The sequence below is a fragment of the Tessaracoccus sp. OS52 genome, from assembly GCF_020687685.1.
Taxonomy (GTDB): domain Bacteria; phylum Actinomycetota; class Actinomycetes; order Propionibacteriales; family Propionibacteriaceae; genus Arachnia.
Map to the genome: position 1 here is coordinate 1 of NZ_JAJEWM010000002.1, position 14,857 is coordinate 14,857.

Consider the following 14,857-nt stretch of genomic DNA (forward strand, 5'->3'; position numbering starts at 1 on the left):
TCGTGATACATCCGCACCGCCCGAGCCTTCAACTCGGCCGGGTACCTCTTCGACGTGTTTCCTGGCATGACTCCATCCTTCCCAAGGATCGAAGTCTCCGGACACACCGGGGTGATTCAGATCCCGCAACTCCCCCTCATTCCGCGGCGGCATCGGACCCCAATAATCCTCCCCACTCGGCTCAACCGGCTCCTCACTCTCAACCGGAGTCGAACCCGGCACCGACCCCGACGGCGACGGCGACGGCGACGGTGCCACCCCAGGACCACCCACACCACGGCCGAACAACCCATACGCCACCAACCCGACCAACACCACCCCCGCAACCACAACCACAACCCACCAAACCCCACGCGAACCCAACCCACCAGACCCGCCCCCACCGCCGCTACCAGGCGGTGGCCCGCCCCAACCCGGACCGCCCCCAGACGGTGGCCCGCCCCAACCCCGTTGTTCCACCGGCTGCCCTTCAGATGACAGGTCACTGCTCCCAGAAACCTGGCCGGGCCGGGGACCAACCGGCACACACCACCCAAAGCCCCCGCCATCCTCACAACTTCCCGTAAAGTTCCTGCGTCAACGCCGCCAACTCCTCCAACGGCACATCCTCAACGCCGGCACCGGTATAGAGCACCTCCGCCTGACCCGCCATCACACACGAACCCAACGTCGGATACGACTCCTCGACCCCGCACACCGCATCCCCGTAATAAGCCGCATCCAGCAAACCCTCCACGAGCATGTCGTAGGTGGCATGGCCGTAATTGATGTCGGCGTTGAAGCCGCGGTAATCGGCCGAGACGTAGCTCGCGTTGCCACCGTCGAAGTCAGTGCGGATCTCCCCCTCCTGCACGAACCCGCCCACCGACGCCGGGAACGACGGCTCATAAAGATCCCGCAACCCCCCCTCATTCCGCGGCGGCATCGGACCCCAATAATCCTCCCCACTCGGCTCAACCGGCTCCTCACTCTCAACCGGAGTCGAACCCGAAACCAACCCCGACGGCGACGGCGACGGCGACGGTGCCACCCCAGGACCACCCACACCCCAGAGCGCATAAACCACCAACCCAGCCAACACCACCCCCGCAACCACAACCACAACCCACCAAACCCCACGCGAACCCAACCCACCAGACCCGCCCCCACCGCCGCTACCAACAGGCGGCGGTGGCCCGCCCCAACCCCGTTGTGCCTCCGGCGGCATCACAGGTTCACACCGGTAGTCGGCCGACTGCCCGCGCCGGGCTTCGGGTTGTCCACGCGACCACCCCCACGAACGCCCGCGCCGGTATTCGCCGGGATGGTATCGGCGGCGCTGGTTCCGGTCGGCCATTGTCCTGGCTCAAGAAGATTCGGCAACTCCACCGTCTGCTCCAACTGTTTCGACAACACAGCCACAGACCCAGCAGCCGCCTCGCCCCCCACAGCCTGGGCAATCGCCTTCGCCAGCTCCAGGCATTCATTCCTCGCTACGGCCGTGCGCACGTAGTACTGGCCACCTCGGCCCCCTGATGCACCGCGGATGTCGTTGGTGGCTCCTTTGATCGCCTCGGCCACCAGGAAGAAGATTCCCTGGTTGAGTTCAGCGCCAGCTTGGCAGCCTTCTGCGGTGCTGATCATGACACCCTCGAGTTCCTTGAGTGCGTTGATCTGCACCGTGACCGCCGCCGTGTACTCCTCGCTCGCTGCACCCTGCCAGCCAGCGATGGCACGCAACTTCTCCGCGCGAAGCCGGATCCGCAGGACGTCTCTTGTTCTCCCCTGCCAATCTCTGGCGTCGCCCTCCAGGTCCCCCGGCACTTCCCGGTGGACCTCGATGCCCGTCTCGCACAGGTTTTCCACCACTTCGAGGGCCCCCATCGCCTCACCCTTGATCCGTCGGGCCTGGGCGTTGAACCTGCTGCGCTCCGAGAAGAAGTTGACGTTGTGCTTGGCCAGACGCAGCAAATCGGTCCAGAACGACTCCGCCTCGGCGTCGTCGGCACGGATCGCGGCCTCCACCGCAGCCCGCAGATCCGACAACCGCGACTCCACCTGGGCATACTCCACCTGCGGCCCAGAACGCTGACCGGCGCCGCCCCCGCCACCCCCTCCAGTTGCCGCGCGTAGACCGTCGAAAACCCTGCTGGTCAACTCAACGGGAACTCTCATTCTCCACTCACCCCTGCTCGATCGACTTGGTTCGCTGGGCATTGGCTTCCTCGACCGCCTGATACTCACCCGCAGCCGAGCTGAGCTTGCCCGTCAACGAGTCGAACTCGCCGCTGGCACCCCCCGACCACTGCGTCGCAGACCCCGACAGCTTCCGGTGCGACGGCTCGACCTCACGCACCAAACCGAACTCACTCACCGTGGCACCCGACGCCGACGAGACAGCCTGCATCTCCGAAGACAACTCGTTCCACTCACTCGCGGCCTGACGCATGCTCTCAGGCTCAGCGACATAGCCATCATGACCGCCCGTGCCACTGCCCCCACCCCCGGTGCTGTAACCGCCGCCATAAGATCCGCTGCCCGTGCCGCCACCACCGCTCGTGCTCCCACCGGGGGCTGGGGAACTGTAACCATCCACACCAGTACCGCCAGCACCGGGCGAGGAACCACTCCCGGAGAAACCGGTGCCGGTCCCACCGCCACCGCCGGGGTAGTTCGGATCGTAGGAACCCCCACCCGGGTAGTTCGGCTCATACGAACCCCCACCCGGGAAGTTCGGATCATACGAACCCCCACCCGGGAAGCTCGGACCATACGAACCCCCACCCGGATACGAGGGGTCATAGCCGCCAACCCCGGGGGCGTTGGAGTCCGACCCTCCGGCATACCCGGAACCCGACCCGGGTGCCGGGCTGTAGCCGCCCACACCGGCAGCACCCCCACCACCACCGGGCAACGGGTTACCCCGATAATCGGTGTCCGCGACACCGTCACCATCAGTGTCGATTCCCCCGCCGACGTAATGGTCGGCAATCCCGTCACCGTCCACGTCCCGGCGACGCCGCCGGTGCCGTAACCCGGCCCGCCCGAGACGTCAGCGACCCCGTCGCCGTCGACGTCGATCCCGCCAGCCACGTAACGGTCCGCAATGCCGTCGCCGTTCACATCACCCGGCCCCGAGCCCGCCGCCATGACCCCGGACGGCAGACCACCACCAGGCAGGCCCGCGCCGCCCGAAGGCAAGCCGCCAGGCAGACCACCCCCAGTCCCCGCAGCGCCCATCCCAGCACCGGACGCCAGACCATTCGCGGCCGGGGCCCGCATCGCACCCGCAGCCCCCAAGGCGTTCGCCTGCCCCACGGCACCGGCGTCGACCACGCCACCCCCACCGGGGGCACCGACGACACCCGCGCCGCCGCGGCCGGCACCGCCCATCATCATCGGCGGCATCATCCCGCCCTGGCCATCCTTGCCCTTGCCGCCCCTGGAGTTCGGGTTGATGGCGGCCTCACCGAGTTCGGCGTCGCCGACGGTGTCATCAGTCTCCGACGTGATGCCGGAGAACGCGCCGCGCGCCGCACGCCGCTCCACCTCGGACCACGGGTCTGGCTGATCAGTCATCATCGCTCCTTCGCACCGCCCCAGTATCCCAACCGCACCGTCATCCACTCGACGTCATGGCGGGCGAGCGGAGGCGCTCGAAGCCGGGACCGCCTCCCCCCAACACTGTCGGCGATGGGTGCCGCACACGGCGTCGCCATGGTAGATGGGGTCGGTCAGGTTGCCCACGAACCGTGCGCAATGGTGCCCGCCCTACGACACTGCCGCAAGAAAGCCCCGGTAGTTGTCGGAGTCGTCATAGCCTGCGATGCCGCCGCCGTTGTCAACCATCAACTCATCGTCAAGCGCGAAAGCACCCACCGACTCGGGAAACGTCGACTGAAACAGGTCCTTCAGCACCCCCACGTTGGGCGGCGGCATCGGACCCCACTCACCTTCAACTCCCCACTCACTGGGCCCGCAAGTCGTGGCGGCACGCCTGGAACCAACAGGTGACCGAGTTCCACTCCCATGCTCAGAGCTGTTCGTGCAGCTCGTTGGTGAACGCCGCCAGTTCTTCGATCGTGAGGTACTCGATGTCTGCGGAACCGGTCTCCAGCGTCGCCGAAGAACCGGCAACCACGCACCTCAACTCGTCGCCGATGTCGTCGGTGACGGTCCCGCAAACGGCAGCACCGAAAGCGGTCGGATCAGCCATGTCCGCGACGGAACTGGCGTAGTGGTGGGTACCCATCAGAACGGTGACAAGGACGGAACGAAACACCTCGTCATCCTGGTAGAAAACCGAAACGACGCCGACGTTCTCCTGCGGCTCCTCGCGGACGAAGGGCGCGATGCTCTCCGGGAGAGCAGGGTCGGCGAAGTCCTTGAGCCCGCCGGCGTTGGGTGGCGCTACAGGCCCCCAGTCATCCGTGGCTGATCCGGTCGGAGACGCGCTTGGATCCGCGGTTGCAGTCCCGGACGGTGCACCGTCCTGCGTTGTGGCCGAGGGAGACGGTGAGACGGTGGACTGTGAACCCCCCCGGCCGACCACGGCCCACACTACGAGCGCGACGAGGACCACTGCCAACACCGCCAAGAGCACCCACAGGGCAGCGCGGGATCCGCTGGACCCCCCACGCTGGGGGACGCGGCCGCCTGCGCCAGGCCAGTGCTGCCCCGCCGTCGGGTCGCTCACAGTCTGACACCCGGTGCATTCCCACCGGAGCCTCTCCCGGTGTTCAGATTCGTATCTCCCCCGTGCGGACGCACGGCGTCGGCTGTGTTGGCGGGCGTGGTATCCGCACCAGTCGTTCCCGTCGGCCAAGAACCGACCCGAAGCAGGTTCGGTAGCGAGACCGTCTTGGCCAGTTCACCGCTCAGCGACTGGATTGAGCCAGCCGCCACTTCACCACCGGCAGCCCGCATGATCTCCCCGAGCAAGGACGAGCATTCATTGCGCGCAGTCGACGTGCGGCGGTAGTACTGCCCGCCACCGCTGCCCGGTGTGGACCTGATGCGAGCGGCCGCCTGCCTGATGGACTTCCCGACCACGTAGAAGATGGCGCGGTTGAGGGAGGCGCCGGCGGTGCAGCCGTTGCCTGTGCTTATCATGATGCCTTCGAGCTCACTCAGCGCATTGATCTGGACGGTCGCGGCAGCTGTGTACTGGTCATGCGCCAGACCCTCCCAGCCAGCGACGTCTCGCAGGCGTCGGGCATCGTTTCGCATCTGCCGGACCTTCCTGGCCCGCTGCTGCCACCCCTCGGCGTCCGAATCGAGCTGCGCGGGCACCCCGGCATGCACTCCGACCCGGGCGGCGCAGACGGACTCCACCCTTCCCAAGGCTTGGAGCGCCTGAGACTTGACCGCGTTGGCCTCGCGATTGAAACGGTTGCGCTCCGAGAAGAAGTTGACGGTGTGGGTCGCCAGTCGGCTGAGGTCGGTCCAGAAACTCTCCGCTTCGTTGTCATCCTGCTGGATGGCTGACATGACCGCCGCGCGAAGCTCGGAGAGCTCCTGCTGGACTTGGGGGTACTCGTAGGAGGAGGCGGCGACCTTTTCGGCTGCCCCGAAGGCCGTCATCACACGGCTGAGCATCGCGTCGGCAAGCATCAGTAGTCACTCACTTTCACTGCTGGATGGCGTTGGTCTGCTGGGCATTGGCTTCCTCCGTGGACTCGTAGTCGCCAGCCGCCGACTTGAGTTTGCCGGTCAGGGAATCGAACTCTGTGCTCGCACCTCCGGACCACTGGGAAGCCGCACTCGAAAGCTCGGTGTGAGACGGCTGGACCTGGCGTACGAGACCGAACTCGCTCACCGTGGCTGACTCCGACGAGACGCCTTGCATCTCCGAGGACAGTTGGTTCCACTCGCTCGCGGCTTGGCGGAGGTTCTCGGGCTCAGCGACGTAGCCGTCGTGGCCACCACCGCTCCCGCCCCCACCCCCGGCGGTGTAGCCGCCACCACCACCGTAGGATCCGTTGCTCGTGCCTCCGCCCCCGCTGCTGGAGCCTCCACCGACGGGCGTTGAGTTGTAGCCCCCGACGCCACCGCCACTACCCGAGGTGGCCGTCCCACCGCCGACGTAGTTCGGGCTCGTACCGCCACCGCCGGGGTTGTTCGGATCGTAGGAACCCCCACCCGGGTAGTTCGGATCATACGAACCCCCACCCGGGAAGTTCGGATCATACGAGCCCCCACCCGGATACGAGGGGTCATAGCCGCCAACCCCGGGGGCGTTGGAGTCCGACCCTCCGGCATACCCGGAACCCGACCCGGGTGCCGGGCTGTAGCCGCCCACACCGGCAACACCCCCACCACCACCGGGCAACGGGTTACCCCGATAATCGGTGTCCGCGACACCGTCGCCGTCGGTGTCGATTCCCCCGCCGACGTAATGGTCGGCAATCCCGTCACCATCCACGTCCCCCGCCACTCCACCGGTGCCGTAACCCGGGCCGCCCGAGACGTCAGCAACCCCGTCGCCATCGACGTCGATCCCGCCAGCCACGTAACGGTCCGCAACGCCGTCGCCGTTCACATCACCCGGCCCCGAACCCGCCGCCATCACCCCGGACGGCAGACCACCACCAGAAAGACCCGCGCCACCCGAAGGCAAGCCGCCAGGCAGACCACCCGCGGTCCCCGCAGCGCCCATCCCAGCACCCGACGCCAGACCATTCGCCGCCGGGGCCCGCATCGCACCCGCAGCCCCCAAGGCGTTCACCTGCCCCACGGCACCGGCGTCGACCACGCCACCCCCACCGGGGGCACCGACTACACCCGCGCCACCGCGACCGGCACCGCCCATCATCATCGGCGGCATCATGCCGCCCTGGCCATCCTTGCCCTTGCCGCCCCTGGAGTTCGGGTTGATGGCGGCCTCACCGAGCTCGGCGTCGCCGACGGTGTCATCAGTCTCCGACGTGATGCCGGAGAACGCGCCGCGCGCCGCACGCCGCTCCACCTCGGACCACGGGTCTGGCTGATCAGTCATCATCGCTCCTTCGGATTGAGCATTGCCTTGAAAGCGGCCATCAGGAACTGGTGCTCCCCCGCGATGGCGTCGAGTTCAGACGGTTCTTCCTGCGCTGGGACGAACTTGCCGTAGGCGTTGTTCGCGGCAAGTTGGACATGCGTGCAGATGGCGCCGGCCTGCGCCGACTCGAGCCACTTCGGCTCGAACGTGACACCCTCGGCCTGACCGGACTCGTTGAGCGTCACCGTGACTCCCTTCGAGCGGCCCTCCACGACGGGCTGCTTCACGGGTGGGCGCGACTGCTGGCGGCCAAAGGCGTCCTCCCAGCGTTCCTCAACCTCAGCCATGAGGTCCTGGATGACGGCGAAGGTCTCCGGGGAGAAGGGCGGCAGGGCGGAGAAGTCCACGTCCTCGAAGGTGGGTTCCGGCCGCGGTGGGAGGTCCGCGACGGTGGCGTTGGCCATCCGCAGGGCCTGGGAGAAGCAGTCCGACAAAGTCCGCCTGCCCGTCCGGGTGTACCAGACGGGTGAGACCCTGACCCTGACCAGACGACCGTCGGTGACCCAAACCCGCACGACGTTGTCGGAGTCAGAGACGCCGCCGTCGTCGGTTTCCTCCTCGGCAAGGTCGTCGGCGGCCTCTTCATCCGCATACACGGCCGGGGCCAAAGGATCCAGATCGTTCAACGGTTCAACCTCCGGGGCCATGGGCCAAACCTCCGATCTCTCAAATCGCACGCCCCCAGTATTGCAACCGCAGGGGTCAGACAGGACCCGGTGCAGGGCCGCTGCGCCGCTTCCCAGACGCGGTTCGACCCGACCAGGAGCGGTCAGTGACGGCGAATCAACAGCGTGTCTGGCCTCGCCCCCTTCAGGCCGCCACCCTGCGCCGGAACTGGTCGGCGGTCAGTTGCCTCCTGGCCGCGATGGCCAGGTAGGACAGCGCGAGTGCGATGGCTCCCACCAGGAGAGCCCCACCGGCGAGCCCGACGAGCCCGGAGCCGCCCGCCATCCAGCCGCGGACCAGTTCCAGCCCGTTCTGGACCGGCGAGAAGGCCGCCACCGACGCCAGCCACGACGGCACGGCGGAGGTCAGGCCGTGGGCCACCGTCGCCACGAGCAGCAGCGCCGAGATCCCCCGCCCCACGTTCCCGAGCCAGGCGGTCAGGGCGTGGTTGACCAGGACGAACGAAACCCCGAGAGCAGCCAGCAGCACCACCAGGCCCAGGGACTGGCCGAGCCCCAGCCCGACTGCGACCGAACCGATGGCCCCGAACAGCGCACCCAGCCCAGCCGTCACCAGGGAGGGCAACGCGAGCGTCCGCCCCCACAAGGCGACGCTCGTCGCGCGGGAGCTCACCACGTCCGACGGCACCGCGCGGGCAACGATGTAGGAGGCCAGTCCGGTGGCCCACAGGGCGGCCACCAGGAGCAGCGACGCCAGACCGACCGAGTTGCCGGCGATCAGTTCGTCGGACTCGTCCACCGGCGAGGCCACCACCGACGAGAGAACCTCGCGCTGGTCCGCCGAGTAGGTCGGGACCTGGTCCGCGCCCTTTGCTAGCTCCGAGGCAAAGGTGTCCACGCCGTCGGCCAGTTGCCCGGCTCCGCTGTCCAGCGCGACGATGCCGTCGGCCAGTTGCCGGGAACCGTCGCTGGCGGAGGCCACGCCGTCGGTGAACTGGTCCACGCCCGTGACGAACTGGGACACGCCGTCGGCATACTGTCCCGCGCCGCCGATGAACTGCGCGACGCCGTCGACGTAGCGCCCTACGCCGGAGGCATAGGTCCCGACGCCGTCGACGTAGGTCACCACGCCGTCGGCGTACTGCCCGACGCCGCCCGCGAAGGTCTCCACCCCGTCGGCGTACTGCGTGACACCGTCGGCATAGGTGGCGACCCCCTCGGTGTACTGCCCCACACCGTCGGCGAAGGCGGACACCCCTTGGGAGAGTTCCTCCGCACCTGCGGGCAGGGCTGTCAGTTGCGCGTCGAGTTGCTGCATGCCGGCCAGGAGCTGGGTGCTGCCCTCGCCGAGCGAGTCGGCGTTGTCGACCAGCGGCTGGGCGCCTGTGACGATCGCGCCCGCGCCATCGGAGAGCTGCTGCAGAGCGTCCCGCAACTGCGGGAGCGCGCCGAGCAGTTCCGGGAGCCCATCAGTGAGCTGGGTCACGCCGTCGAAGAACGGGTCGGACTCGGTTGCGAGCCGCTCCGCGCCCCCGACGAGGCTGCTGCCGCTCGCGTCGGGGGTGTTCAGGACGGTCGAGGCGGTTCCAGTGCCGGCGCGGAAACCGGCGTCGACGCCTGCGGCTGCCCCTGCGGCGAAGGTCTGCTCGAGCATGGTGCACGTGGCGGGGTCAGCCACCGGGCACTCGAAGGCCGCGGCAATCTGCCCACCGATGGCCTGCACTTCGGCGGGGGCGGGCACGGCCCCGGAGGCGAAGCCCTGGAGTGCGCCGTCGGCAGCCTGGAGACCATCGGCCACGCCGTCGACCCCCGCCGCGATCCGCGTGGCACCCTCGCCCAGCTCCGCGAGTTGCGCCGGGTCCACCGTCACCCCGCCGGCGTCGAGGCCGGCGATCAGCTGGTCGATGCCACCCTGCAGCTCCGAGACGCCGCCGACCACCTGCACCGTGCCGTCGGTGTAGGCGGGGACGCCTGAGAGGAGGGGCTCGGCCCCATCCACGAGCTGGCCCACGCCGTCGACGAGTTGCGGCAGCTGCCCGGCGAGCTGGCCGACGCCTGCGTCCAACTCCTCAGCACCCGCGGCGAGGGTGGCGCCGCCGGAGACGAGTTCCGTACCCCCGGCAACCAGCTGGCCGCCACCGGCCACCACCTGCGTCCCGCCGTCGACGAGCTGCTCCCCGCCCTCGACCACCTGGGCGCCGCCGGAGACCAGCTGACCACTCCCCGCTGCGAGATCGGTGCCGCCGTCGGCGAGTTGGGCTCCCCCTGCGGTGAGTTCCGCCCCGCCGTCGATCAGGAGGACTCCGCCGTCATCGATGTCCACGGCGCCGTCGGCGAGCAGCCGCATGCCGTCGGCCAGCTGGGTGGCCCCGTCTGACGCCTGGCCGGTGCCGTCGGCCAGCTGGGTGGCACCGTCGGCGAGTTGCTGGGCTCCGTCGACGATGGTGGTGAACTGCTCCTGGACGGTGTTGAAACCGATGAAGACGTTGTCCAGGTAGCTCTCGGTGAGGGTGGAGTTGATGCTGTCGGCAGCGATCCGGGCGATCTCCTGCGCCACCTCCGCGTCGGTGACGGGAGCGTTCTCGGAAACGGCGACGTCGATGGTTGCCTGCCGGGCACGGTCAGCGTCGTTCTCGCTGAAGGAGGTGGCGGCCGCCGAGAACTCCCGGGGGATGGTGACGACGGCGGAGTACTCGCCGCTGTCGAGCCCGGCCTGGGCGTTCTTCGCATCCGCCAGTGTCCAGGTGATGTTCTCGCCCTCGCGCTCCATCATCGCCGCGGCGAGCTGGCGCCCCATGGGGACGTACTGGTCCCCGACGGTGACCGCCTCGTCGAGGTTGACCACGGCCGCCTGCACCCGTTCGTCTGCCCGGGCGTCGACGAGCCCGATGAGGCCGGCCACGGCCAGGAGGGGGACGAGGACCAGCGCGGTGAGCGCCGGCCAGCCGATCTTGTGCCCTGGGTTGGTGCTCTCTGGCCTCATGCGTTGCTCCGTTCGAGGGTGGATTCGCTGACGGTGACCACACCGTCGGGGTTGAAGTCTTCGAGGTGGGGCGCACCGGCCGCGCACAGGACGAGCGCGAACTCCCGCCCGGAGCGGGCCAGGTCCACGAGGCGCAGCAACGCCTCCCGTTCCGCGGCGGTCCCGACGACGTCCACGGAGTCGATGAAGACCACACCTCCCGGGCGGGGCTTGATGCGACTGAGGGCGTCGGCGATGCCGTGCTCAACGGCGAGGTCCAGGTAGCTGGTGCGACGGCGGACTTGGGTCGCCGCCTCCGGCAGAAGCTCTCCTGCCACTCGGGCGCGCCCGGAGCTTGCGGCAAGCCGGCCGCTGAGCGCGAGGGCCGTACCGGTGCGGGCACCCACGGGTCCCGCGATACCGATCACGTTGCCACCGAAGGCCGTCATGGTGATGCCGTCGATGACGCCGTCGACGGCGAGCTCGTCGGCATGGAGGACCGAGCCGTCGCCCGGCCAGCCGGCGAGCGCGAGCTGCTTGGTCAGCACCTCGCCCTCCACGTCGAAGGACGGCAGGAGCTTGTCCAGCCAGCGCGGCAGCCACCAGGCGCGATCGCCCAGGAGCGCCAGCACCGCGGGCACGAACGTCATGCGGATCAGCAGTGCGTCCACCACCACACCGACGGCGAGCGCGAAGGCGATCTGCTTGATCGGGCCCATGCCCTCGGGCACGAAGAAGGCGAAGACGGCGAACATGATGGCCGCCGCCGCCATGACCACCGGGCCGGAGGCGACGAAGCCCGCCCGGATGGCCTCGATGGCGGACTTGCCATGGACGTACTCCTCGCGCATCCGCGACACCAGGAACACCTCGTAGTCCATCGCCAGCCCGAACAGGATGCCCATCAACAGGATCGGCAGGAAGCTGATCACCGGCATGCCCCGCTCGAGGTTGACCAGTTCCTTGAACCAGCCCTCGTTGAACACCAGAGTGGTGGCACCGAAGGCGGCGCCGACGCTGAGGAGGTAGCCGACGGTGGCCTTCACCGGCACCCACACCGAACGGAAGACCGCGGTCAGCAGCACCATCGACAGTCCCACCACGAGGATCGCGAACGGCACCAGCGCGTCGGAGAGCTTGTCGGTGACGTCGAGCTGGACGGCGGTGTAGCCGGTGACCGCAGTGCTCACCCCGTAGCGCTCCTCCCACACCTGGCCGAGTTCCCGGAGGTCCTCCACCACCAGGGCGGTGGCCGGGTCGTCGGAGGCTGTGGTGGGGATGATCTGGATCAGGGCGGTGTCCGCGTTGGGGTTGGGCGTGGCCAGGGGGACGCTGGCGACGCCGTCGAGCTGCTCGATGTCGGACTTCAGGGAGGCCACCAGGCCGAGGGGGTCGGTGGATCCGATGATGTCGGCGGTCACGACGAGGGGGCCGTTGAAGCCGGGCCCGAAGTGCTCGGCGATGAGGTCGTAGGCGATCCGGTCCGGCGCGTCGGCCTCGTGCTGGCCCGCGTTCGGGAGCGACAGCTGCATTGACAGGCCAGGAATGGTCAGCGCACCCAGCGAGACCACGACAGCGACGATCGTCACGAGGGGGTGCTTCGTGGTGACGCCCGCCCACCAGGCGAACAGCCCACCACGTTTGACGGCTGGCTGCTTCGTGGCGGCAGCACCTTCGATGGTGTGACCCTCCCCGTCAGCGTCGGCAACCGCCGCCGCGCGACGGGACTTCCGTGGCCGCATGCGCCCGCCCAGCAGCCCCATGAACGCGGGCAGCATCGTGATGGCGATGGCCACCGCGAAGACGATGGTGATGGCCGCGAAGACCCCCATGACGGTGAGGAACGGGATGCCGGCCACACCGAGGCCGAGCAGCGCGATGAATACGGTGACGCCGGCGAACACCACAGCGGACCCCGCTGTTCCGACGGCGCGGGCGGCGGACTCCTCCACCTCCATGCCCTCCCGCAGCTGGTCGCGGTGGCGCGAAAGGATGAACAGGGCGTAGTCGATCCCGACGGCCAGGCCGAGCATGACCGCCAGCATCGGCGTCGTGGAGTTGATGGTGGAGACCTGGGAGAAGATCACCATGATGGCCATGGCGACGCCGACGCCGACGATCGCGGTCACCAGCGGCAGCCCCGCCGCCACGAGTGAGCCGAGCAGGATCAGCAGCACGATGAGGGCGACCACCAGGCCGATGGCCTCGATGAGGGAGAGCGCCGGGACCTCGACGTTGAACGCCTCGCCGCCCATGGCGACCTGGGTGCCCTCCGGCATGCCTGCCTCCGCCTGCTCCGCCGCGGCGGTGATGGTGGCGAGCTCCTCGTCGGTGGGGGTCTCGGTGACGTTGAGCTGGAGCTGGACGATGGCGGCCGAGTTGTCCTCCGCGACGAGCCCCGTGACGTACTCGTTCCAGGGGGACGTGGCCACGTCCACCACCTCGACCTCGCCGAAGCCGGCGACGGCGTCCTCGATCTGGGGCCGCAGCTCGTTCACGTCGGTCCCCTCCGGGGCGACGATGATGGCCGTCGCCCCGACGGCGGCGCCCTGCGGGAACGTCATCCGGAGCTTGCGCAGCGCCTCCTGGGAAGAAGAACCGGGGATCTCGAAGGCGTTGTCGAACTTCGGACCCAGGACGGCCGCCGCGCCACCCAGGACCACCAGCAGCGCCAGCCAGGCGCCGATCACCTTGAGCCGGTTGCGGAAGCACCAGCGGCCAAGGGCGTAGAGCTGAGCGGACATGAGCCACCTTCGGGAAGCGATGAACGGGGAGAAGCGGCTGGAGGAAAGCCACACCGATTCTAGGTCGATACATTTGTGTATCCAAACGACGCTGAACTCCGGTTGACCGTTCTGAGGGACGGGACTGACCGACACACGCACGTGGTTAAGCTGGTCCGAGCCCATCTGGAGGATGCATGACAGAGACCACGCCCCGCCGCGAGGCGACGCGCCTGCGCCTGATCGAGGCGGGCATCCACGAATTCGCCACCCGGGGGATCGACGCCACAAGCGTCGAGCAGCTCTGCGAGGCGGCGGGCTTCTCGCGGGGGGCGTTCTACTCGAACTTCTCCACCAAGGACGACCTGTGCATCGCCATCCTCGAACACCACCGGGACATGGTGGTGGAGGGCCTGACGCGCGTCTACGCCGAACCACCCGCCGAGGGGGGAGTCTCCTGGGCCACCGGGACGGCCCTGCAGACCTACTTCCGCATCATCGCCCCCACAGACGAGTTCCGCGTCACCCTGATGGAGATCCGGCTGCGCACCACCCGCGTGCCCGAACTCGCGGCCCGCGCCAGGGACCTCCACGACGACGTGCGCCCCGTGATGGTCAGCTTCATCGACCAGCTCGCCGCCGCGCTCGGGCTGCGGTTCACGATCCCCACCGAGGACCTTCTGCAGGTGTTCGACGCGCTGTACTTCTCCGAGCTGAATCTCCCGGCCGAACAGCGGACCGGGCACCTCATCGGCCAGGTGGCGGTGGCACTGTCCCGGCCGATCGGGGACGGCAATGGCTGAGGTCACCCACCTGGTCACCGCCGGGAACCACGACCCCGCGGGCCCACCCGTCCACGAGAACAACGTCTGGCTGGTGGGCGACGACTCGGAGGTCCTGGTCATCGACCCAGCCCACGACGCCCGGGCCGTCGCGGCCGCCGTCGCCGGCCGGCGGGTGTCCGCCATCCTGCTCACCCACGGGCACTGGGACCACTTGCGGGCGGTGCGCGACTTCGCCGCGCTCGTCGGCTTCCCCCCGATCCTGCTCGGCCGCGCCGACGAGTTCCTCTGGGCGCGCGAACACGGCGACGCGCCGTTCACCACCCTGGAGGACGGAGCGGGGTTCACCGTCGCCGACACCACGGTGACCGCCCTCGCCACTCCCGGACACACCCCCGGTTCCACGAGCTTTCACGTCCCGGACCTGGGAGCCGTCTTCACCGGCGACACGCTATTCAAGGGCGGCCCCGGAGCCACCCGCTGGGACTACTCGGACTTCAGCACCATCCTGGAGTCCATCCGGACCAGGCTGTTCGGGCTCCCCGATGACACGGCCGTCCACACCGGGCACGGCCCCTCCACCACCATCGCGGCGGAGCGGCCGCACCTCGAGGAGTGGCGCGAACGCGGCTGGTGAGCGTCGGCCGGGCACGTCGACTCAGGTGGGACGACGCGGTGAGCGTTTGCCGGGTGGGTGAGGACCGCCCGCGGCGACGGTCCTAGGATGGAGACTCTGGTTGAGGGAA

The 14,857-nt window shown here is 68.8% G+C and carries 12 protein-coding genes; 2 read left to right on the forward strand and 10 right to left on the reverse strand.

The window, feature by feature from the left end:
- Window positions 1-550: 550 nt before the first annotated feature.
- The 10 genes from LKO27_RS09590 to LKO27_RS09635 form a co-directional block, all read right to left on the reverse strand.
- On the reverse strand, window positions 551-901 hold the full coding sequence (locus tag LKO27_RS09590; RefSeq protein ID WP_227737283.1) for a hypothetical protein: 351 nt from the start codon (window positions 899-901) through the stop codon (window positions 551-553).
- Between the two features lie 305 nt (window positions 902-1,206).
- Entirely contained in the window at window positions 1,207-2,004 is a 798-nt protein-coding gene (locus tag LKO27_RS09595; RefSeq protein ID WP_227737284.1) for a hypothetical protein, read from the reverse strand.
- Window positions 2,005-2,161: 157 nt separating this feature from the next.
- Window positions 2,162-2,428 (reverse strand): hypothetical protein, encoded by a 267-nt coding sequence (locus LKO27_RS09600; RefSeq protein WP_227737285.1) that lies wholly within the window; start codon window positions 2,426-2,428, stop codon window positions 2,162-2,164.
- Window positions 2,429-3,750: 1,322 nt separating this feature from the next.
- Window positions 3,751-3,918, reverse strand: coding sequence for a hypothetical protein (locus LKO27_RS09605; RefSeq protein ID WP_227737286.1), 168 nt, complete (start codon window positions 3,916-3,918; stop codon window positions 3,751-3,753).
- A 94-nt stretch (window positions 3,919-4,012) separates the two neighbouring features.
- Window positions 4,013-4,261: a hypothetical protein gene (locus LKO27_RS09610; protein ID WP_227737287.1), complete on the reverse strand. Its 249-nt coding sequence runs from the start codon at window positions 4,259-4,261 to the stop codon at window positions 4,013-4,015.
- Between the two features lie 410 nt (window positions 4,262-4,671).
- On the reverse strand, window positions 4,672-5,592 hold the full coding sequence (locus LKO27_RS09615; RefSeq protein ID WP_227737288.1) for a hypothetical protein: 921 nt from the start codon (window positions 5,590-5,592) through the stop codon (window positions 4,672-4,674).
- 16 nt (window positions 5,593-5,608) lie between these two features.
- Window positions 5,609-6,976, reverse strand: coding sequence for a hypothetical protein (locus tag LKO27_RS09620; RefSeq protein WP_227737289.1), 1,368 nt, complete (start codon window positions 6,974-6,976; stop codon window positions 5,609-5,611).
- Window positions 6,976-7,614: a hypothetical protein gene (locus LKO27_RS09625; RefSeq protein WP_227737290.1), complete on the reverse strand. Its 639-nt coding sequence runs from the start codon at window positions 7,612-7,614 to the stop codon at window positions 6,976-6,978. The genes LKO27_RS09620 and LKO27_RS09625 overlap by 1 nt, the downstream gene beginning before the upstream one ends.
- Before the next feature lie 214 nt (window positions 7,615-7,828).
- Complete coding sequence (locus LKO27_RS15405) at window positions 7,829-10,627, reverse strand: hypothetical protein (RefSeq protein ID WP_304650898.1); 2,799 nt, start codon at window positions 10,625-10,627, stop codon at window positions 7,829-7,831.
- Window positions 10,624-13,350 (reverse strand): MMPL family transporter, encoded by a 2,727-nt coding sequence (locus LKO27_RS09635; RefSeq protein WP_227737291.1) that lies wholly within the window; start codon window positions 13,348-13,350, stop codon window positions 10,624-10,626. The genes LKO27_RS15405 and LKO27_RS09635 overlap by 4 nt, the downstream gene beginning before the upstream one ends.
- Before the next feature lie 176 nt (window positions 13,351-13,526).
- Between LKO27_RS09635 and LKO27_RS09640 the strand changes: the two genes are divergently transcribed.
- Window positions 13,527-14,132: a TetR/AcrR family transcriptional regulator gene (locus LKO27_RS09640; protein WP_227737292.1), complete on the forward strand. Its 606-nt coding sequence runs from the start codon at window positions 13,527-13,529 to the stop codon at window positions 14,130-14,132.
- On the forward strand, window positions 14,125-14,748 hold the full coding sequence (locus LKO27_RS09645) for an MBL fold metallo-hydrolase (RefSeq protein ID WP_227737293.1): 624 nt from the start codon (window positions 14,125-14,127) through the stop codon (window positions 14,746-14,748). The genes LKO27_RS09640 and LKO27_RS09645 overlap by 8 nt, the downstream gene beginning before the upstream one ends.
- Window positions 14,749-14,857: the final 109 nt, after the last annotated feature.

Bases quoted from the DNA above. Each gene is read 5' to 3' on its own strand.
- LKO27_RS09600 (WP_227737285.1), bottom strand. From the start codon at position 2,428: ATGCGTCAGGCCGCGAGTGAGTGGAACGAGTTGTCTTCGGAGATGCAG.
- LKO27_RS09605 (WP_227737286.1), bottom strand. From the start codon at position 3,918: ATGCCGCCGCCCAACGTGGGGGTGCTGAAGGACCTGTTTCAGTCGACG.
- LKO27_RS09615 (WP_227737288.1), bottom strand. From the start codon at position 5,592: ATGCTTGCCGACGCGATGCTCAGCCGTGTGATGACGGCCTTCGGGGCA.
- LKO27_RS09620 (WP_227737289.1), bottom strand. From the start codon at position 6,976: ATGACTGATCAGCCAGACCCGTGGTCCGAGGTGGAGCGGCGTGCGGCG.
- LKO27_RS15405 (WP_304650898.1), bottom strand. From the start codon at position 10,627: ATGAGGCCAGAGAGCACCAACCCAGGGCACAAGATCGGCTGGCCGGCG.
- LKO27_RS09635 (WP_227737291.1), bottom strand. From the start codon at position 13,350: ATGTCCGCTCAGCTCTACGCCCTTGGCCGCTGGTGCTTCCGCAACCGG.
- LKO27_RS09640 (WP_227737292.1), top strand. From the start codon at position 13,527: ATGACAGAGACCACGCCCCGCCGCGAGGCGACGCGCCTGCGCCTGATC.
- LKO27_RS09645 (WP_227737293.1), top strand. From the start codon at position 14,125: ATGGCTGAGGTCACCCACCTGGTCACCGCCGGGAACCACGACCCCGCG.